Annotated in this window: 19 protein-coding genes; 9 read left to right on the top strand and 10 right to left on the bottom strand. The window is 73.7% G+C overall.

The window, feature by feature from the left end:
• Positions 1-18: 18 nt before the first annotated feature.
• Entirely contained in the window at positions 19-1404 is a 1386-nt protein-coding gene (locus C229_RS0102810) for an NAD(P)H-quinone dehydrogenase (protein WP_026313395.1), read from the bottom strand.
• A 60-nt stretch (positions 1405-1464) separates the two neighbouring features.
• Here C229_RS0102810 and C229_RS0102815 point away from each other — a divergent pair, with 60 nt between their 5' ends.
• Genes C229_RS0102815 through C229_RS0102825 form a run of 3 tightly spaced genes read left to right on the top strand, consistent with a single transcriptional unit; the run spans position 1465 to position 4388 of the window.
• A complete protein-coding gene (locus C229_RS0102815; protein WP_018653561.1) occupies positions 1465-1917 on the top strand; it encodes a gamma-glutamylcyclotransferase in 453 nt (150 codons plus the stop codon).
• A gap of 21 nt (positions 1918-1938) precedes the next feature.
• The gene (locus tag C229_RS0102820; RefSeq protein WP_026313396.1) at positions 1939-2754 is read left to right on the top strand and encodes a purine-nucleoside phosphorylase; all 816 of its coding nucleotides are present in this window, start codon (positions 1939-1941) and stop codon (positions 2752-2754) included.
• Entirely contained in the window at positions 2751-4388 is a 1638-nt protein-coding gene (locus tag C229_RS0102825; protein WP_018653563.1) for a phospho-sugar mutase, read from the top strand. The genes C229_RS0102820 and C229_RS0102825 overlap by 4 nt, the downstream gene beginning before the upstream one ends.
• 13 nt (positions 4389-4401) lie before the next feature.
• Here C229_RS0102825 and C229_RS0102830 read toward each other — a convergent pair whose 3' ends face one another.
• Together C229_RS0102830 and C229_RS0102835 are read right to left on the bottom strand one after the other, a co-directional pair.
• Complete coding sequence (locus C229_RS0102830; protein ID WP_018653564.1) at positions 4402-4911, bottom strand: GNAT family N-acetyltransferase; 510 nt, start codon at positions 4909-4911, stop codon at positions 4402-4404.
• Positions 4912-4945: 34 nt separating this feature from the next.
• The gene (locus tag C229_RS0102835; RefSeq protein ID WP_018653565.1) at positions 4946-5524 is read right to left on the bottom strand and encodes a TetR/AcrR family transcriptional regulator; all 579 of its coding nucleotides are present in this window, start codon (positions 5522-5524) and stop codon (positions 4946-4948) included.
• Between the two features lie 66 nt (positions 5525-5590).
• Here C229_RS0102835 and C229_RS0102840 point away from each other — a divergent pair, with 66 nt between their 5' ends.
• Positions 5591-6418, top strand: coding sequence for an enoyl-CoA hydratase/isomerase family protein (locus C229_RS0102840; RefSeq protein ID WP_018653566.1), 828 nt, complete (start codon positions 5591-5593; stop codon positions 6416-6418).
• Positions 6419-7157: 739 nt separating this feature from the next.
• Here C229_RS0102840 and C229_RS0102845 read toward each other — a convergent pair.
• Both C229_RS0102845 and C229_RS0102850 read right to left on the bottom strand, forming a co-directional pair.
• Entirely contained in the window at positions 7158-7796 is a 639-nt protein-coding gene (locus C229_RS0102845; protein ID WP_018653567.1) for a PH domain-containing protein, read from the bottom strand.
• 7 nt (positions 7797-7803) lie between these two features.
• Positions 7804-8898 (bottom strand): adenosine deaminase, encoded by a 1095-nt coding sequence (locus C229_RS0102850; protein WP_018653568.1) that lies wholly within the window; start codon positions 8896-8898, stop codon positions 7804-7806.
• A gap of 98 nt (positions 8899-8996) precedes the next feature.
• On the opposite strand from C229_RS0102850, the gene C229_RS0102855 reads away from it, so the two are divergent.
• Complete coding sequence (locus tag C229_RS0102855) at positions 8997-9674, top strand: response regulator transcription factor (RefSeq protein ID WP_026313397.1); 678 nt, start codon at positions 8997-8999, stop codon at positions 9672-9674.
• Positions 9675-10051: 377 nt separating this feature from the next.
• Here the strand turns inward: C229_RS0102855 and C229_RS0102860 are convergent, their stop codons facing one another.
• Positions 10052-10564, bottom strand: a complete 513-nt coding sequence (locus C229_RS0102860; protein WP_018653570.1) for a hypothetical protein — start codon at positions 10562-10564, stop codon at positions 10052-10054.
• Positions 10565-10614: 50 nt separating this feature from the next.
• Here C229_RS0102860 and C229_RS0102865 point away from each other — a divergent pair, with 50 nt between their 5' ends.
• Positions 10615-11934: a sensor histidine kinase gene (locus C229_RS0102865; RefSeq protein WP_026313398.1), complete on the top strand. Its 1320-nt coding sequence runs from the start codon at positions 10615-10617 to the stop codon at positions 11932-11934.
• Positions 11935-12060: 126 nt separating this feature from the next.
• Positions 12061-13008, top strand: coding sequence for a lytic polysaccharide monooxygenase auxiliary activity family 9 protein (locus tag C229_RS0102870; protein WP_018653572.1), 948 nt, complete (start codon positions 12061-12063; stop codon positions 13006-13008).
• A 249-nt stretch (positions 13009-13257) separates the two neighbouring features.
• On the opposite strand, the gene C229_RS0102875 is transcribed toward C229_RS0102870, so the two are convergent.
• Both C229_RS0102875 and C229_RS29190 read right to left on the bottom strand, forming a co-directional pair.
• Positions 13258-14304 carry a glucose 1-dehydrogenase gene (locus tag C229_RS0102875; RefSeq protein ID WP_018653573.1) on the bottom strand — a complete coding sequence of 349 codons (1047 nt, stop codon included), beginning with the start codon at positions 14302-14304 and terminating at the stop codon, positions 13258-13260.
• 59 nt (positions 14305-14363) lie between these two features.
• A complete protein-coding gene (locus C229_RS29190; RefSeq protein WP_018653574.1) occupies positions 14364-15440 on the bottom strand; it encodes an FUSC family protein in 1077 nt (358 codons plus the stop codon).
• A 170-nt stretch (positions 15441-15610) separates the two neighbouring features.
• Between C229_RS29190 and C229_RS0102885 the strand changes: the two genes are divergently transcribed.
• On the top strand, positions 15611-16144 hold the full coding sequence (locus tag C229_RS0102885; protein WP_018653575.1) for a ferritin-like domain-containing protein: 534 nt from the start codon (positions 15611-15613) through the stop codon (positions 16142-16144).
• Between the two features lie 201 nt (positions 16145-16345).
• Here C229_RS0102885 and C229_RS0102890 read toward each other — a convergent pair whose 3' ends face one another.
• The gene (locus C229_RS0102890; protein WP_018653576.1) at positions 16346-16975 is read right to left on the bottom strand and encodes a TetR/AcrR family transcriptional regulator; all 630 of its coding nucleotides are present in this window, start codon (positions 16973-16975) and stop codon (positions 16346-16348) included.
• Between the two features lie 246 nt (positions 16976-17221).
• Between C229_RS0102890 and C229_RS0102895 the strand changes: the two genes are divergently transcribed.
• Positions 17222-17602 carry a VOC family protein gene (locus C229_RS0102895; protein ID WP_018653577.1) on the top strand — a complete coding sequence of 127 codons (381 nt, stop codon included), beginning with the start codon at positions 17222-17224 and terminating at the stop codon, positions 17600-17602.
• A gap of 53 nt (positions 17603-17655) precedes the next feature.
• Here the strand turns inward: C229_RS0102895 and C229_RS0102900 are convergent, their stop codons facing one another.
• On the bottom strand, positions 17656-18933 hold the full coding sequence (locus C229_RS0102900) for a thymidine phosphorylase (protein ID WP_018653578.1): 1278 nt from the start codon (positions 18931-18933) through the stop codon (positions 17656-17658).
• Between the last annotated feature and the right edge of the window lie 11 nt (positions 18934-18944).

Here is an 18944-nt window from a genome sequence, read left to right on the forward strand (position 1 = left end):
CCGGGGCGGGCCGGGCGCTCAGTAGGTGTGCTCGGTCATCAGGCGGCGGCCCGCCTCGGTGATGCTGCCCGACAGGCTCGGATAGACCGAGAAGGTGTGGGCGACCTGGTCGACCGTGAGGTGCTGCTGCACGGCGATGGAGACGCCGAGGATGAGTTCGGACGCGCGCGGCGCGACGATGACGCCGCCGAGCACGATGCCCGTGGACGGACGGCAGAAGACCTTGACGAAACCGTCCTCGAAGCCTTGCATCTTGGCGCGCGCGTTGGTGAACAGCGGGAGCATCACGGTACGGGCGTTGACCTCGCCGGAGTCGACCATCTGCTGCGTGACGCCCACCGACGCCACCTCCGGGTCGGTGAAGATGTTGGACGCGACCCAGCCGAGCTTGAGCGGCTGCACCGCCTCGCCGAGCGCGTGCCACATCGCGATGCGGCCCTGCATCGCCGCGACGGACGCCAGCATGAAGATGCCCGTGCAGTCTCCGGCGGCGTAGATGTGCGGGACGCTCGTCCGCGACACCTTGTCGACGTCGACGAACCCGCGCGCGCTCAGCCGCACCCCGGCCTTCTCCAGCCCGATGCCGCGCGTGTTGGGCTCCATGCCGACCGTCATCAGGCAGTGCGAGCCCTCGACCTTGCGGCCGTCCTCCAGGGACACGATCACGCCGTCGCCGCTGCGCTCCACCCCGGCGGCCCGGGACCGCGACATGACGTTCATGCCGCGCCGCAGGAAGACGTCCTGGAGGACGGCGGCGGCGTCGGCGTCCTCGGTGGGCAGGATGCGGTCGCGCGAGGACACCAGCGTGACCTTCGAGCCGAGCGACAGGTACGCCCCGGCCAGCTCGGCGCCCGTCACGCCCGACCCGACGACGATCAGTTCCTCGGGCAGCGCGGGCAGGTCGTAGAGCTGGCGCCAGTTCAGGATGCGCTCGCCGTCCGGCTCGGAGCCGGGCAGGACGCGCGGGGTGGCGCCGGTGGCGAGCAGCACGATGTCGGCGCGGATGTGCCGGTCGCCCACGGAGACGACGTGCGGCTCGGTCAGCCGCGCCTCACCCCGGACGATCTTGACCTCTTCGTAGGCGAGCCGCTCGGCCACGTCGAACGACTGGGCGCGGGCCAGCTCCTTCACGCGCTTGTTCACGTTGGCCATGTCGGCCTCCAGCGCGCCGACGATGCCGTCCGGCCCGCCGTTGAACCGGAGCCCGAGGGCGGCGGACTCCTTCATGACGGCGACGCGGGTGGAGGTGGCGATCAGCGTCTTGGACGGCACGCAGTCGGTGAGGACGCACGCCCCGCCGGGACCGTCGCGCTCGACGACCGTCACGTCGGCGCCGAGCTGCGCCGCCACGAGCGCGGCCTCGTAGCCGCCCGGGCCTCCTCCGATGATCACAATGCGCGTCACCCCTCCATTGTGTCCCCTGCCGGGGGGTGACCCGGCCGCCGGGCCGCTACGCTGGCCCGCGTGGCTCTGTACGCGGCGTACGCCTCCAACATGGACCCCGAGCAGATGGCGGCCCGGGCGCCCCACTCCCCCGTGCACGGAACGGGCTGGCTCACCGGCTGGCGCCTGACGTTCGGCGGGCAGGACAAGGGGTTCGACGGCGCGCTCGCGACCGTCGTCGAGGACCGGCGCGAGCAGGTGTTCGTCGTCCTGTACGACGTGCCCCCGTTCGACGAGTCCGAGCTGGACGCCTGGGAGGGCGCGGCGCTCGGCGTCTACCGCAAGATCCGGGTGCGGGTGCAGACGCTCGACGGCGACGCGCTGTGCTGGCTGTACGTCCTGGACGACTACGAGGGCGGCCTCCCGTCGGCCCGCTACGTGGGCATCCTCGCCGACGCGGCGGAGGCGGCCGGCGCCCCGGACGACTACGTCAAGGAGCTGCGGCAGCGTCCGTGCACGTCATTGGGCGGCTAATGTCTATCCGTGCGTAGTTCACTGAGCGATGACGCTTTCTCCCTTGCCGCCGAGGCCGCCGACCGGCTGAAGGCCCGCACCGGTTTCGACTCCTTCGACGTCGCCCTCGTGATGGGCTCGGGCTGGGTGCCCGCGGCGGACGTCCTCGGCGAACCCGCCGCCGAGATCCCGGTGACCGATCTGCCGGGGTTCGCCCCGCCCGCCGTGGAGGGGCACGCGGGCCGGATTCGCGTGGTGGAGGTCGGCGGGCGGCGCGCTCTGGTGTTCCTGGGCCGCACCCACCTGTACGAGGGGCACGGCGCCGACGCGGTCGCGCACGGCGTCCGGACGGCGCTGGCGGCGGGCGTCCGCGCGGTGGTGCTGACGAACGCGGCGGGCGGGCTGCGCCCGGAGACGCAGCAGGTCGGCGACCCGGTGCTGATCACCGACCACCTGAACCTCACGGCGGCGACGCCGCTGGTCGGCGCGACGTTCGTCGACATGACCGAGGCGTACTCGGCGCGGCTGCGCGCGCTGGCGCTGGAGACCGACCCGGGCCTCAAGCAGGGCGTCTACGCGGCGCTGCGCGGCCCCACGTACGAGACCCCGGCCGAGATCAGGATGCTGCGCACGCTCGGCGCCGACCTCGTCGGCATGTCCACGGCGCTGGAGACGATCGCGGCGCGGCGCGGCCTGCCGTCCGGCGAGACGGCCGAGGTGCTGGCGTTCTCGCTGGTGACGAACCTGGGCGCGGGCCTGTCGGACCGCCACCTCGACCACGAAGAGGTGCTGGAGGCGGGCCGCGCGGCGGCGCACCGGATGGGGTCGCTGCTCGCCACGATCCTGCCCAAGCTGTGATCGAGCGGGCGGCGCGCGCCTGGCTCGCGCAGGACCCCGACCCGGCGACCCGCGCGGAGCTTCGCGCCCTGCTGGACGCGGGCGACGCCGCCGCGCTGGCCGACCGCTTCGGCGCGCGGCTGGAGTTCGGCACGGCGGGGCTGCGCGGTGAACTGGGCGCCGGGCCGAACCGGATGAACCGCGTGACGGTCATGCGCGCGGCGGCGGGCCTGGCGGCGCGGGTGGCGGCCGACGGCGGGGAGGCACCGGGGATCGTCATCGGCTACGACGCGCGGCACGGTTCGGAGCGGTTCGCGCGGGACACGGCGGCCGTCGCGACCGGGGCCGGGCTGCGGGCGTGGCTGCTGCCGAGGGCACTGCCGACGCCGGTGCTGGCGTTCCTCGTCCGGCACCTGGGGGCCGCCGCCGGGGTGATGGTGACGGCGAGCCACAATCCGCCGCAGGACAACGGATACAAGGTCTACTGGGGCGACGGGGCGCAGATCGTCCCACCGCTGGACGCGGAGATCTCCGCCGCCATCGACGCCGTGGGGCCCGTGGACGAACTGCCGCTGGGCACCGGCTGGACCGTCCTCGGTGACGACGCGGTGGACGCCTACCTCGACGCCGTCACCGGCCTGCCGCTGGGCGGGGCGCGGGAGCTGTCGGTCGTGTACACGCCGCTGCACGGCGTCGGCCGGGACGTGGCGCTGCGGGCGTTCGCGCGGGCCGGGTTCGCCGAGCCCGCCGTCGTGCCCGAGCAGGCCGAGCCCGATCCGGACTTCCCGACCGTCGCCTTTCCGAACCCGGAGGAACCGGGCGCGATGGACCTGGCGCTCGCGCTGGCGGCCGAGCGCGGCGCCGACCTGGTGATCGCCAACGACCCGGACGCCGACCGCTGCGCCGTCGCCGTGCCCACCGGCGACGGCTGGCGCGCGCTCACCGGCGACGAGGTGGGCGCGCTGCTCACCGAGCACGCGCTGGCGCACACGTCCGGCGACGACCGGCTCGTGGTGACGACGATCGTGTCGTCGTCGCTGGCCGGGCGGCTGGCGGCCGAGCACGGCGTCCGGTTCGCCGAGTCGCTGACGGGCTTCAAGTGGATCGTGAAGGCCGGTGCAGGGCGGCTCGTCCTCGGCTACGAGGAGGCGCTCGGCTACTGCCTGGGCGGCGACGCGGGCCCGCCCGTCCGGGACAAGGACGGCATCGGCGCGGCGCTGGCGGTCGCGGCCCTGGCCGCCGCCGAACGCGCGAAGGGGCGCACGCTGCTGGACGTCCTGGACGACCAAGCCCGCCGCCACGGCCTGCACGCGACCGCGCAGCTCTCCGTCCGCGTCACCGACCGCGCGCTGATCACGGCGGCGATGGACCGCCTCCGCGCCGCACCCCCCGCCCGCCTGGCCGGGCTGGCCGTCACCGCCCTGGACGACCTGTCCACCGGCGCGGCCGGCCTCCCCCCGACCGACGGCCTGCGCCTCCGCCTGGACGGCGGCACCCGCGTCGTGATCCGCCCGTCTGGCACCGAACCGAAACTGAAGTGCTACCTCCAGGTCGTCCGCCCGGTGGCGGGCGACGTCGCCCCGGTCCGCACGGAGGCCGAGCGCGCGCTCACCGCCCTCCGCGACGACCTGTCCGCCCTGCTGGCGCTCGCCTGACGCGTCGCCGGGATCAGACGCCGAAGGCGGCGGCGTAGGCGATGGTGCCGCCGGGGACGGGCCGGGTGTCGTCCAGGGCGAGGGCCATCAGCGCCTCGTCCGGGGCCTCGAACGGGGCGCGGATGCCGAACCGGGAGGCGCGGGAGAACCCGAACCTCGGGTAGTAGTCCGCGTGCCCGAGGACGACGACCAGGTGCTCGCCCCTGGCGCGGGCGGCGTCCAGGACGGCGCGGATGACCGCCGATCCGGCGCCCGTCCGCTGGACCGACGGCAGGACGGCCGTCGGCGCCAGCGCGAGCGCGGGAGCGCCGCCGACGTGGCACCGCGTGAGCAGCGCGTGTCCTGCCACGGTGCCCCCGGGGTCGAGGGCGATCATGGACAGTCCGTCGAGCCACGCCCCGGTGTCCGCGCGCAGCGCGTCGACGAGATCGGCCTCCTCGGCCGTGGGGAAGGCGGCGAGGTTGACGGCGCGCACGGCCGCGACGTCGTCGGCGGTCTCGGGTCGCGTGGTCCAGACGGTCATGCGGTTCACCGTATCGCGGCCGGTCGGCCCGGCCTCAGCGGCACAGCGCGCGGCGGGCGGCGTCGGCCAGGACGTCGAGCTGGGCCGTGGTGGGTTCGGGGAGGCGGCCGGTGGCCCAGGAGCGGCAGAGTTCCTGGGCGGGGCCGAGCCAGAGGGCGGCGGCGGTGGGCAGGTCCAGGGGGCGCAGGGCGCCGTGGTGTTCGTGGATGCGCCACCAGGCGCGGATCTCGGTGAAGAAGTCCCGGTTCTGCGCGGCCAGGGCCTCGGCGCCCGGTTCGTCGCGCTGGGGTGGCCGCTCCATCAGGAGGAACCGGGCTTCCTGCGGATGGTCCAGGCACCAGCGGACGTGCAGGGCCACGCCCGCCGCCACCGCGTCGCCGGGGGCCGGGTGACGGCGCAGTTCGGCCAGGAACGCCCGGTGGTAGCCCGCCAGGGCGTCGGTGAACAGCGCCGCGACGACCTCCTCCTTGCTCTGGAAGTGGTGGTAGAAGCTGCCGACGCTGACACCCGCCTCCGCGCGCAGCGCGGTCAGCGTCGTCGTCGCGGCGCCGTCGCGGGCGAAGCAGGTGAGGGCCGCGCGCAGGATGCGGTCGCGGCCGGAGCGGGCGTCCATGGACGGAAAGTATGTCAGTGCAGTAGCTTCATCGAGGACAGCAGAACAATGTTCTAGGAGGCAGGCATGCCGCTGACCTACGACGGCCTCGTCGCCCGCGCCCGCGCGGACACCCGCACGCTCGTCCAGGTGGAGCGCCACGACGGGTACGCCGTCGTCACGCTGACCGATCCGGCCAAGCTCAACATCCTGAGCGCCGCGCTGACGGTCCAGCTCCACGACCATCTGGCCGGGCTGACGGCCGAACCGGAGATCCGCGCGATCGTCCTGACGGGCGCCGACCCGGGGTTCAGCGCGGGCGGCGACCTCGGCCTCATGGCGGAGGTGGTCGAGCAGCTCGCCGACCCCGAGGACGAAGCGGGCTCCACGACCCCCTGGCGGTGGATTCGGTACCAGTTCGGCGCCTGCGTCCGGCTCATCGCGGGCGCCGACACGCTCGTGGTGTCGGCGCTGAACGGCCCGGCGGCCGGGGTGGGGCTGGCGCTGGCGTTCGCGTCCGACCTCGTCGTGGCGTCCGAGCGCGCGATGATCGTGCCCGCGTTCGGACGGCTCGGGCTGCTGCCCGAGGTCGGGACGAGCTGGCACCTCACGCACCGCCTCGGCTACCAGCGGGCCGTGCAGTACTACCTGTCCGGCGAGCACATCGACGCCGCCACGGCGCTCGCCCTCGGACTCGTCAACGAGGTCGTCCCGCACGAAACCCTGCTCGACCGCGCCCGCCGGTGGTGCGAACGCGCCATGGCCACACCCGAGCACGCCCAGCTCATGACCCTCCCCCTACTGCGCCAGGCAGCCGGAATGACCTGGGAGCAGGCACTGACAATGGAAGAGTTCGCCGAACCGAACTGCTTCACCACAAGCGACTTCGCCCAAGCCATAAAGAAACTGCACTAGCTCCCACCACAGCCCGCCCCCGCCCGAGCCGCCAAAAGGCCGCCCACATCAGCACAACAGCACGGACATCTCCGAGACGGCGATGGGCACACCCGGGTCCACAGGGCCGCACGCATCAGCAGAACAGCACGGCCCCCGGCCACGCCGCCGAAAGACCGCGCACATCAGCACTACGGCATGGCCCCGACCGCGCTGCCAAAAGAACGCCCACATCAGCACGACAGCACGGCCCCCGGCTGCGCTGCCGAAAGCCGCACGCATCAGCGCAGCGGCGCCGCCCCGGCCATGCCACCGGAAGGTCGCGCGAATCGCGCGAATCAGCGCTACGGCACGGCGCCGACCGCACCGCCGAACGGCCGCCCACATCAGCGCAACGGCACGGCCCCGGCCACACCGCCAGAAGGCTGCGCACATCAGCACAGCGGCACGGACCCCGGCCGCGCCATCGGAAACCCGCGCGCATCAGCACAGCAGCACGCCCCGGCCGCGCCGCCGAAAGGCCGCACGCATCAGCGCAACGGCACGGCGCCCGCCACACCGCCAGAAGACCGCGCGCATCAGCACGGCCCCGGCCACGCCGCCGAAAAGGCACGCGCATCAGCACAGCGGCACGGACCCCGGCCGCGCCGTCAGAAGACCACGCGCATCAGCGGGCGGCACGGCCCCAGCCACGCCATCGGATGGCCGCGCGCATCAGCGCAACGGCGCGGCTCCGGCAGCACCGGTCGGCCGGTTGGGCCTAGGCCAGTGCCAGTACCAGGATCAGCACCGGCGGGACGATGAGCGCGATCAGCGTCGGCCACGACCACGTGACCGTGCCCGCCACCGGCACGGCCGCGTCGCGGGCGGCCTCGGCCGCGCGGTCGGGGGCGCCCGAGCGGGTGCGGGGACGGTGCCGTTCGCCGATCTCGTTCAGGCGTTCGGCGGCGTAGCCCGCCGGGGTGCGGCCCTTGGCGTGGACGGCCGCGCGCGACGGATCGTGCGCGGCGCGGCGCTCGGCGCGGGCCTGCGCGCGCGGCGACGTCTGGTGCACCCAGGCGCGCGTCAGCCGCTCCCCCTCGGCGGCGGCGAACCGCACCGTCACCGCGGCGCCGCCCTTGATCTCACGGACGGCCCGCCATGGCACGTGCGTGGTGCGCAGCGGGTTGCGGACGGTCACGCCCTCGTCCCCGGCGAGGATCGCGGGCCGCAACCCGATCGCGTAGGCCAGGCCGCAGCCGAACAGCACGGCGAGCGCGATCACGCCGGACGTCCGGTCGTGCACGGCCGTGCCGGTGATGCCGATCGCGAGGTCGAGCAGCGTGAGCACGGCGAACGCCAGCCATGCCCACGCCACGACGCGGGCCGGGGTGGAGCGGATCGTGAGCTGCGGGGTCATGCCCCGATCATGCCAGGGGACGGGCGCCGCTCCACTTGAGCTGCGCGAAACCCGGCTTGATGACGCCGTTGATCAGTTCGAGCCGCTGCGAGAAGTCCAGGAAGGCCGACTTCATGGCGTTCACCGTGAACCACTGGAGGTCGTCCCAGGTGTAGTCGAACGCCTCGACGAGCTTGGCGAACTCCTCCGACAGCGACGTACCCGACATGAGCCGGTTGTCGGTGTTGACCGTCACGCGGAAGTTGAGGGCGCGCAACAGCCCGATCGGGTGCTCGGCGATCGACTTGGCGGCGCCCGTCTGGATGTTGGACGTCGGGCACATCTCCAGCGGAATCCGCTTGTCGCGGACGTAGGCGGCGAGCCGCCCGAGCTGGGGCGCCTGGCCGTCCTCCACCTCGATGTCGTCGATGATGCGGACGCCGTGCCCGAGCCGGTCGGCGCCGCACCACTGGATCGCCTGCCAGATCGAGGGAAGGCCGAACCCCTCGCCCGCGTGGATCGTGAAGTGCGAGTTCTCGCGCTGGAGGTACTCGAACGCGTCGAGGTGCCGGGTGGGCGGGTAACCGGCTTCGGCCCCGGCGATGTCGAACCCGGCGACGCCCGCGTCCCGGTAGCGGACGGCCAGCTCGGCGATCTCCATGCTGCGCGCCTGGTGCCGCATCGCCGTCACCAGCGCGCCGACGCGGATGCCGTGCTCTCGCCCGCCCCGCTCGAACCCGGCCAGGACGGCCTCGACGACCTGCTCCAGGCTCAGGCCCTCGGCGGTATGCAGCTCGGGCGCGTACCGCACCTCGGCGTAGACGACGCCGTCGCGCGCGAGGTCTTCGGCGCATTCGTAGGCGACGCGGGTCAGCGCCTCCTCGGACTGGAGCACGCCCACGGTGTGCGAGAACGTCTCCAGATACCGCTCCAGCGACCCGGAGTTGGACATCTCGGCGAACCAGCCGCCGAGCGAGGACGGATCGGTCGTCGGCAGCCCGTCGTAGCCGCCCTCGCGCGCGAGGTCGACGATGGTCTCGGGTCGCAGCCCACCGTCCAGATGATCGTGCAGCAGCACCTTGGGGGCCCGCCGGATCGCGGCGAGTGTGGGACGCTCGTTCATCTCACGAATCTAGCTCTTTTCCCACCTCAGCGGCACGGCCCGCGAGCCGGTGCCCCGTTTGGGGCACGAACAGCGGGTCTGTGGCTTAGTGTCCCGGTGTGGCTACGGTTCTGCTCGTCGAGGACGACGATCATGTGCGGCAGGCGCTGGTGCGTGAACTGGGGGACCTCGGGCACGGCGTGCGGAGCGTGGGACGGGCGCTGGACGCGCTGCGCGAGGTGACCGCGAGCGCCCCGGACGTCGTCGTCCTCGACCTCGGGCTGCCCGACCTCGACGGCGGCGAGGCCCTGAAGATGCTGCGTGCCGTGTCGGCGGTGCCGGTGATCGTGGCGTCGGCGCGCGACGGCGAACGCGAGATCATCCGCCTGCTGCGCTCGGGCGCCGACGACTACGTCGTCAAGCCGTTCTCCGCCGATCACCTGCACGCCCGCATCGAGGCCCTGCTCCGCCGCGTCCGGACGGACCCGCGCCCGCAGCCGCTCGTCGTCGGCGGCCTCCACGTGGACACCGACCGCCGCCAGGCCACCCTGGACGGCGTCCCGCTCCAGCTCTCCCGCCGCGAGTTCGACCTCCTGTCCTTCCTCGCCGCCAACGCCGGCCGCGTCGTCCACCGCAGGGAACTCCTCGCCGAGGTCTGGCACCAGTCCTACGGCGACGACCAGACCATCGACGTCCACCTCTCCTGGCTACGCCGCAAACTAGGCGAATCCGCAGCCTCCCCCCGCTACCTCCACACCATCCGAGGCGTAGGTCTAATGCTCACCACCCCACCCTGACCGCCCCCGACCGCCTCTCCCAGACCAAGCCTGCCCCCCACCCAGCCACTCCCCTGGCCTCTTACCAACCCGCCCCACACGACCCGCCCGCACCGCCCGCACCACGCAGCCCACACCACGCCGTGCACGTATCGCGCCAAGCAGCCCACACCAGGCACCGCCCGTATCGCGCCACGCAGCCCACCCAGCAAAATGCCGCCACGCACAGCGCGCGCCACACAAGGCCGCCCCGCACTGGACGCAGGGCCACCCGCCCGAGGCCGCCCCGCGAACGCGAGGCTGCACCGCGCAAGGCCGTGACGCGCAAGGCCGTGACGCGCAAGGCCGTGACGCGCAAGGCCGTGACGCGCAAGGCCGTGACGCGCAAGGCCGTGGGGTTAGTACTCGTAGATTTCTACGTTGGTGGGGCGGTCGTGCCAGACGGCTATTACGGCGGAGCCGTGGGTGTCGTTGGTGAGGTCGATGCGGAGCCAGCCGTCGCGGCGCCACTGGCGGACGTGGGAGCCGGGGTCGGGGGTCGCCGAGACCAGGCGGGCGGAGGTCGGGGTGAGGGCCAGGACGACGCGGCCCGACTTCACCACGTAGGTGCGGATCTCCTCGCCCGGGCGGGACGGGGCGCGGGACGGAGGAGACTGCGACGCCGCCGGGGTCGCGGTGGGGTGCGGAGAGCGGGCGGGCGGTTCGGGGCGGACCTTCTCCGCCGACTGCGGCGCGCTCTCCGCCGGTGCGGGCTCGGGCGGGCGGCCCTGCCGCACCGGTGCCGACGCCGCGACGTCCGGGACGGCGAGCGCGGTGCCGCGCAGCGCGTCGCCGACGCCGAACCAGCTCACGGTGGCGCCCGCGACGGTCGTCGCCGTCCACACCGCCGCGAACAGCAGACGTGTTTTCATAATGCGGCGAGTTTCGCACATTCCACCCCGACAATTGCGTGGGAGTTCCGATGAGAGTCGCGCTGGCTCGGGTCGCCACGGCCGTGACGGCGATGGTGGCGCTGTCGTTCGTGCTCCCCCTCGGCCTCTTGAACGGGCAGATCGCGCGGGACCGCGCGCTGACGGCCGCCGAGCGGCAGGCGGCGTCGCTCGTGCCGGCGCTCGCGGTGACGACCGACCCGGCCGCGCTGGAGGCCGCGGTCGGCTCGGTCCCGGCGGGCACGGCGGGCACGCTCGCGCTGCATCTGCCGGACGGCGGGCCGATCGGCGTCCCGCGCGCGACCGCCGCCGACCTGGACCGCGCCCGCGACCTGCGGCGCACCTTCACCGTGGAGGCGGGCGACGGGACGGTGCTGCTCCGCCCGGTGCTGCTGGAGGGCGGCCGCGTCGCCGTCGTGGAGGTGCACGTGCCGGACGCCGAGCTGACGCGGGGCGTGGCGCGGTCGTGGACGATCCTCGCGCTGGTCGCGTTCGCGCTGGTGCTGGTGTCGGTGGCGATGGCCGACCGGCTGGCGCTGCGCGTCGTCCGGGCCGCCGACCGCCTCGCGCACGCCGTCACCCGCGTCGGCGGCGGTGAGCTGGGGGCGCGCGTCCGGCCGGGCGGCCCGGCGGAGCTGCGCGCCGCCGGGGAGGCGTTCAACCAGATGGCCGACCGGTTCGCCCGGCTGCTCGCGGCGGAGCGCGAGGCCGCCGCCGACCTGTCGCACCGGTTGCGCACACCGCTCACCGCGCTGCGGCTGAACCTGCACGGGCTGGCCGCCGATCCGTCCGACCCGACCCGGCTCGGCCAGAGCAAGGACGCGCTGGACCGGCTCGAACACGCGGTGGACGAGGTCATCCAGGCGGCGCGCCGACCACCCGAGCGGGCCGGATGCGACGCAGCGCGGGTCGTCCGGGAGCGGCTGGAGTTCTGGTCGGCGCTCGCAGACGACCAGGACCGCCGCTGGGACCTCGCCGTGCCCGGCGGTCCGGCGCCGGTGCCGGTGGCCGGGGACGAGCTGGCCGCCGCCGTGGACGCGCTGCTCGGCAACGTCTTCCGCCACACCCCGCACGGCACGGCGTTCACGGTGACCGTGCACCGGGGCCAGTACTCGACGGGCCTGCTCGTCGGTGACGCCGGGCCGGGCATCGCCGACGTCCCGGCCGCGCTCGCGCGGGGGACGTCCGGTGCCGGATCGACCGGCCTCGGGCTGGACATCGCGCGGCGCCTCGCGGAGGTCACGGGCGGGTCGCTGAAGGTCGGGGCGGCGCCGCTCGGCGGGGCGCAGATCGAACTCTGGCTGCGGACGGCCGCCAAACCCGGGGGCCGCCGCGCCGCCCGCCGCAAATGACGCCGAATAGCCGTTATGAAGGGCTGATGGACTCCTTATGGACTGATTAAGAACCCATTCCGGCCGCGAATTCCGGGTTACCGTTCGGGCATTCCCAACGACCACCCCCGTCCACCTGGGAGTCCGATGAAACCCCGCACCGCCCTCCGCCGCACCGGCTTCGGCCTTCTCGCCCTGGCTCCGGCCGGGGGCCTGGCCCTGGCCGCCGCACCCGCCGACGCGCACGGCTCGATGGAGAACCCGGTGAGCCGCGTGCTCGCCTGCCGCCTGGAGAACCCCGAGTCGCCGACGTCGGCCGCCTGCAAGGCCGCCGTCGCCGCAGGCGGCACCCAGGCGTTCTACGACTGGAACGGCGTGCGGATCGGCAACGCGGACGGCCGGCACCGGCAGCTCATCCCCGACGGCAAGCTGTGCAGCGCCGGCGACCCCGCCTTCCGCGGGCTCGACCTGGCCCGCGCCGACTGGCCGTCCACGGCGCTGACCTCCGGCGCGAGCACGACGTTCCGCTTCAAGGCGACCGCGCAGCACCGGGGCGGCTTCCAGCTCTACATCACCAGGAACGGCTACGACGCGTCCAAGCCGCTCACGTGGTCGGACCTGGAGACGACGCCGTTCCTCACCAAGGCCGATCCGGCCGTCGTCAACGGCGCCTACACGATGCCCGGCACGGTGCCCGCCGGGAAGACGGGCCGCCACCTGATCTACGCGATCTGGCAGCGGACCGACAGCCCCGAGGCGTTCTACTCCTGCTCGGACGTGACGTTCGGCGGCGCCTCCACCGGCGGCGGTGCGGCGCAGCCCGCGCCCGCCAAGCCCGTCGCGACGAAGACGTCCGCGCCGAGGCCGAGCGCCGAGCCGACGAAGGAGCCCTGCGCCCCCGCCGCCGCGCACGCCCACCACGACGACGTCACGCTCAACGCGTCTCCGGCGGCGGGCAGCACGGCCGAGCAGGGCGCCGACCCGTTCGGCACGTTCCTCATCACCGCGACCGCCGGGCTCGCCATGGGCGGCGTCGGCGGGCTGCTGCTGACCGGCCGCCGCCGTCGCGCGGCGGGCCAGCACACCCGTCGCTGACGCCACCCGCCGGGGCGGCCGGACCACCCGGCCGCCCCGGCGGCGACGGCCCGCACGCGCCATTGCCCACGTCAGGATGCCCGCGCTCATGGATGCCTCCTCGAAGTCCCGCCTCCCCGGTCGAAGAGGCACGACTTCAGAATGCACCCGCCTCGCGACTCTCTGTCACCGTCGCGGGGAGGATTTCCCGCACCGCCACCGGTGGCAGATCGTGTCCGCCGAAGGGATGAGTTCGGCGGGTGATCTCCGTCAGAGGTCGATGACGACCTTCACGTCGTCGGGCTCGACCTGGAACGCCTCGGCCGCGCGTTCCAGCGGCAGGCGGCGGGTGATGAGACGCGCCAGCCAGTCCGCGTCGGCCTTGGCCAGGGCGTCGGCCGCGAGCTCGTAGTGCCGCAGGTTCGCGTTCACCGAGCCGAACAGCAGGCCGTTGCGCAGGACGAGGTCGCCGCCGAAGCGGCCGACGTCGATGCCCAGCTCCGACGTACCGGAGGGCAGCCCCGTCAGGCAGACGATGCCCGCGTTGGCCCCCGCAGCCGCGACGTCGTGGATGACGGGCGCGGCGCCGGTCGTCTCGACGACGATGTCGGGCAGCCCGCCCTTGACGGCGTCGCCGACCGTCCCGGAGTGGTAGGTCGCGCCGAGCGCCTTCACCAGCCCGGGCTTGGGGCCCTGGTCGGTGCGGTCCATGACGTGCACGTCCAGCCCCCGCTGGACGCCGAGCAGCGCGGCGAGCAGCCCGATCGGCCCGGCGCCGGTGACGAGCACGCGGCGCGGCGCGAACCAGGAGCGCGCCCCGATGCGCTCGATCTGGTCCCACGCCTTGGCGACGACGGTGGTCGGCTCCATGAGGACGCCGACGTCGGCGAGCGACGGGTCCAGCCGGACGGCGTACTCGGACTCGACCGTCCACTGCTCGGCGCCGTAGCCGTCGAGTTCCTTGATGCCGCGCTCGACGAACTTCCCGTTCCGGCACATGTCGAACTCGCCCCGCTCGCACGCCCCGCACGGTTCGGGGTCGGGGCGCCGGACGACGCCGACGACCAGGTCGCCGGGCGCGAATCCGCTGGTGGGCGGCGCCTCGCGGACGCGGCCGAGCGACTCGTGCCCGAGGACGAGGTCGCGGGCTCCCGGCGGGGCGGTGCCGTAGACCGCGTCGGCGATCTCCCTGTCGGTGCCGCAGACGCCGAGCGCGACGCCGTCCACGAGCAGTTCTCCCGGCCCGTTATGCGGTTCGGGCCGGTCCTCGACGCGGACCGAGCCCGCTTCCCCCGGTGTGACCGTCAACGCACGCATGATCGCCTCCCCTTTCCAGGTGGTTACCCACCGTGACGCGACTTACTACGTGTTTCACGTCATGGGTCGTCATCAGGGTCAATACCGGCGTACAGCATGATGTCGGTCGCGACCATCTGCACCGACACGTACGCGGCGACGGTCAGCGAGTCGGTGCCGCCCGCGTCGCGCTCGCCGAACGGATGCGCGGCCTTCAGCGCCCGCGCGGACGCGGCGCGGTTGCGGGCCGGGTCCGGCCGGGACGGGGCCAGGTCGTCCAGCGCCTCGGCCATCTCCCGCACGACCGGGCCCAGGTGGTGCCGTTCCTCCGGGCTCATCGCCGTCGCCGTGCGGACCAGCGACAGGCAGCTCTCCCCCAGCATGATCAGCCGGTCGATCTTCTCGTCCTCGGCCATCAGCGGCGCCCGATCGCCCCACCGGTTGATCGTCCGGCGCACCGCGTGGTGGCTGACGCGGCGCACGTCACCGAGTTCGGCCAGCGGCGCGGACAGGTCGCCGAGCAGCCGGACGGTCCGCTGCGCGGCCACCTCGCCGTCGCGTTCCAGTTCCCGCGCGGTCTGCCGCAGCATCGTGGTCATCTCCCCGAGCGCCGCCGCCTCCGCGCGGCGCAGCAGCGCCACGAGCCGCACCGGGAACAGGATCTGGCTGAACACCAGCGCGACGCCCGCGCCGATCAGCGCGTCCACGAGCCGCCCGGCGCCGACGCTGTGGCCCCCCGTCGTCACGGTCAGGATCGCGCCCGCGGCGGCCTGGGCGATGACGATCCGCTGCGCGCCGATCGCCACGGCGACCGTCGCCGCCACGGCGACGGCGAACGCCAGCGTCCCGTTCCCGCCGTTGAACAGCGTGGTCGCGAACTCGCCGACGATGATGCCGATGAGGACGCCGCGCAGCAGCCGCAGCGCGTTGGCGCCGCGCTCGCCGCCGGTGGCGTTCAGCGCGACGACGGCGGAGATCGGCGCGAAGAACGGCTCGTGCCCCGTGATGAACCCGCCCGCGACGTACCACGCGAGCGTCGCCGCCGCCGTCGACTGCACGATCGGCCACGCCTGCGCCCGCACCCGCCGCCACGCGGCCCGGACGCCGCGTGCCACCCGGCGTCCGGCACGTCCCGCGATGTCCTGCCCGTCCGGCATCGGCCCTCCCAGGTCAGGTCTCTGCCCTGGTGAAGCCCGCGTCAAGGGTGGCGAACCGGCCGCCGGCCCGGAAACGTGATCATGCTTTACGCGACGTCGCCCGTCCGTTGGGACGGGGGCGGGCATCACCGAGGCGTTCGCATCTTCGCTCGCGTCAGGAGTGTTCCGCCGTGTCCGACAACTTCGTGCTGGACGTCAGCCGCATCCGCGACCAGGTCCGCCAGAAGATGAACGAGGGGCCCGTCACCGAGACCTACGGCCACGACGTGCAGCGCGTCATCGACGTGCTCAACGAGGTCGTCGCGACCGAGGTCGTGTGCTGGCTGCGGTACACGCGGCACGCGATCGTCGCCGCCGGCATCGACCGCGCCCAGGTCGCCGCCGAGTTCACCGAGCACGCCAAGGAGGAGATGAACCACGCCCTGCGCGCCGCCGAACGCGTCAACCAGCTCGGCGGGGCCCCCGCGCTCGACCCGAGCAAGCTCGCCGAACGCTCCCACACCGACTACACGACGCCGCCCGACGACGACCTGGACCAGATGCTCCGGGACAACCTGGAGGCCGAGCGCATCGTCATCGCGATCTACCAGGAGATCGTCCGCTGGCTCGGCGACGGCGACCCCACCACCCGGCGGCTCATCGAGTCGATCCTGGAGGAGGAAGAGGACCACGCCGACGACCTGGTCGACCTGCTCGGCATCTGATCAGCGGCCGGGCCGCGAACGCCGTGCGGAATCCGAGGGCCCCCGCCGCGCGCAGGTCGTACGTGTGCGACGCGACCGTCATGACGTCGGCGGGTGCGAGGCCGAGCCGGCGCGCGAGTCGGGCTTGAAAGCGCCGGTCATCCCGGCGGTGAACACCGAGCAGGCTTTCGGCATGGCGCCGTTCGGGGACGCCTCCGGGCGTCAGGCGAGCGCGGGTTCGACGAGATCGAACGCGCGGGCGGCGTCGGCGGCGACCAGGCGGGCGGTCTCGTCGGCGGAACGGCCCGCCAGGATGTGGTCCTGGATGCGCTGGAACAGGACGCGGTGCACGCCGCCGAGCAAAGTCGCGGTGGTCAGGACGGTGATGTCGTCGGGGGCGGCGCCGGTGGCGTCGGCCAGGGCGCGCGCGAGTTCCGCCTCGCGGCGGTCGTGCAGGACGCGCAGTGCGGCGGTGAGCGTCGGGCTGTCGGCGATCATGCGGGCGAACGGCTCCGGGGCGAATCCGGCGACCGGGTCGCGGGCCTCGACGGCGGCGGCGAAGGCGCGGCGCAGCGCGGCTGGCGCGGATTCGCCCGGCGCGCGCCCGGAGACGACGCGGGCGAGCGAGGCGGCGAACGCGTCCTGGTGGTCGAGCGCCAGGTCTTCCTTGCGGGCGAAGTAGTTGGTGACGGTCTTCTTGGCGACGCGTGCGGCGGCGGCGATCTCGGAGATGGTCGTCGCCTCGAAGCCCTGCTCGACGAAGAGACGGGTGGCGTGGTCGGAGATGGCCTGCCGGGTCTCCTGCTTCTTGGACTCGCGGAGGCCGGGGGGCGTGCTGGTGTCGGTGGTCACAGAAGAATCTTACCCCGAACGTATTTTTACGTTGACACCCCCGTCGTGCGTCGGCTAAATTTACGTCCGTCGCAAGTTTGCGACGGACGAACGAAGGAGCACGCCCTGCGCATCCACCACCTCCCCAGCGCTCGCACCGCCCCCGTGGCCCCGACGTCGACGCCGCCCGTCCCGCGCAACATCCCCCGCCGCCGCGCCTACTGACGCTCCCTCCGCCCGTCCGCACCACCGAAACAGGAGCACTTCGTGCAGTTCACCGCCTCCACCGTCTCCCTCACCGTCGCCGACGTCACCGCGTCGGAGAAGTTCCTCACCACCCACCTCGGCTACACGGTGCAGGCGTCCGCCGACGGCTTCGCCTCGCTCACCCGCCCCGACGCGATGGACATCGTCCTGCTCGCCGTCGGCATCGAGGTTCTCCCGGCCGACCAGCGCGACCGGCACGCCGCCGGGCTGATCCTGGCCTTCACCGTCGCCGAAGGGCTTCAGGACGAGGAGACGCGCCTGCGCGAGGCGGGCGTCCCGATCACGATGCCGCTGCGCGAGGAGCCCTGGGGCGAACGCCTCTTCCAGGTCACCGACCCCAACGGCGTCATCGTCCAGTTCGTCGAGTGGGCGGCCGCCTGACCCACCGACCGGCACCGGGCCCGCGCGTCATGCCGGTGGATCGGCGGCGCGGGTCACGGAGCGATGCGGTCGATGAGGAGGGGGAGGAGGTCCGGGGTGCCGGATTCCTCGATGGTGACGGCGCCGTCCAGGGAGTCCAGGGCGCGGGCGAAGCGGGACGGGTCGTCGGCGTGGAGGGTGAGAACGGGGTCGCCCGCGCGGACGCTGTCGCCGGGCTTGGCGTGGCAGGTGACGCCCGCGCCGAAGGAGACGGGGTCCTCCTTGCGGGCGCGGCCGGCGCCCAGGCGCCAGGCGGCGACGCCCACGCCGTAGGCGTCGAGGCCGGTCAGGACGCCGGACGTCTCGGCCTTCACCACGTGCGTCTCCGCCGCCGTGGGGAGGGCGGCGTCGGGGTCGCCGCCCTGGGCGGTGATCATGCGGCGCCAGACGTCCATGGCCGAGCCGTCGCGCAGCGCGTCCGCCGGGTCCTTGCCCGTGATGCCCGCGCCGTCGAGCATCTCGCGGGCCAGCGCGAGGGTCAGTTCCACGACGTCGGACGGACCGCCGCCCGCCAGCACCTCGACCGACTCCGCGACCTCCAGCGCGTTACCGACCGCGAGGCCCAGCGGACGGTCCATCGCCGTCAGCAGCGCGACCGTGCGCAGGCCGTGGTCGGTGCCGATCGCGACCATCGTCTCGGCCAGTTCGCGCGCCGTGTCCGCCGTCTTCATGAAGGCGCCCGAGCCGACCTTCACGTCCAGGACGAGCGCGCCGGTGCCTTCGGCGATCTTCTTCGACATGATCGACGACGCGATCAGCGGGATCGACTCGACGGTGCCGGTGACGTCGCGCAGCGCGTACAGCTTCCGGTCGGCGGGCGCCAGGCCCGACCCCGCCGCGCAGATCACCGCGCCCGCCGACGCCAGCACGTCCAGCATCTCGGCGTTGCTCAGCGACGCGCGCCAGCCGGGGATCGACTCCAGCTTGTCCAGCGTGCCGCCGGTGTGGCCGAGGCCGCGCCCGGAGAGCTGCGGGACGGCCGCGCCGCAGGCCGCGACCAGCGGCGCCAGCGGCAACGTGATCTTGTCTCCGACGCCGCCGGTGGAGTGCTTGTCGGTCGTCGGACGGTCCAGCGCCGACCACGCCATGCGCTCGCCGGAGCGGAGCATCGCGTCGGTCCAGCGGACGACCTCGTCCCGCGTCATGCCGTTGAGCAGGATCGCCATGGCGAGCGCCGACATCTGCTCCTCCGCGATGGCCTCGCGGGTGTAGGCGTCGATCACCCAGTCGATCTGGCCGGGGCTGAGCGCGCCCCCGTCCCGCTTCACGCGGATGACGTCGATGGCATCCATCTGCGGACTCC

Source organism: Actinomadura flavalba DSM 45200, assembly GCF_000374305.1.
In the GTDB taxonomy this organism is placed as follows: domain Bacteria; phylum Actinomycetota; class Actinomycetes; order Streptosporangiales; family Streptosporangiaceae; genus Spirillospora; species Spirillospora flavalba.

Bases quoted from the DNA above. Each gene is read 5' to 3' on its own strand.
- C229_RS0102830 (WP_018653564.1), bottom strand. From the start codon at position 4,911: ATGACCGTCTGGACCACGCGACCCGAGACCGCCGACGACGTCGCGGCC.
- C229_RS0102835 (WP_018653565.1), bottom strand. From the start codon at position 5,524: ATGGACGCCCGCTCCGGCCGCGACCGCATCCTGCGCGCGGCCCTCACC.
- C229_RS0102840 (WP_018653566.1), top strand. From the start codon at position 5,591: ATGCCGCTGACCTACGACGGCCTCGTCGCCCGCGCCCGCGCGGACACC.
- C229_RS0102845 (WP_018653567.1), bottom strand. From the start codon at position 7,796: ATGACCCCGCAGCTCACGATCCGCTCCACCCCGGCCCGCGTCGTGGCG.
- C229_RS0102850 (WP_018653568.1), bottom strand. From the start codon at position 8,898: ATGAACGAGCGTCCCACACTCGCCGCGATCCGGCGGGCCCCCAAGGTG.
- C229_RS0102860 (WP_018653570.1), bottom strand. From the start codon at position 10,564: ATGAAAACACGTCTGCTGTTCGCGGCGGTGTGGACGGCGACGACCGTC.
- C229_RS0102865 (WP_026313398.1), top strand. From the start codon at position 10,615: ATGAGAGTCGCGCTGGCTCGGGTCGCCACGGCCGTGACGGCGATGGTG.
- C229_RS0102870 (WP_018653572.1), top strand. From the start codon at position 12,061: ATGAAACCCCGCACCGCCCTCCGCCGCACCGGCTTCGGCCTTCTCGCC.
- C229_RS0102875 (WP_018653573.1), bottom strand. From the start codon at position 14,304: ATGCGTGCGTTGACGGTCACACCGGGGGAAGCGGGCTCGGTCCGCGTC.
- C229_RS29190 (WP_018653574.1), bottom strand. From the start codon at position 15,440: ATGCCGGACGGGCAGGACATCGCGGGACGTGCCGGACGCCGGGTGGCA.
- C229_RS0102900 (WP_018653578.1), bottom strand. From the start codon at position 18,933: ATGGATGCCATCGACGTCATCCGCGTGAAGCGGGACGGGGGCGCGCTC.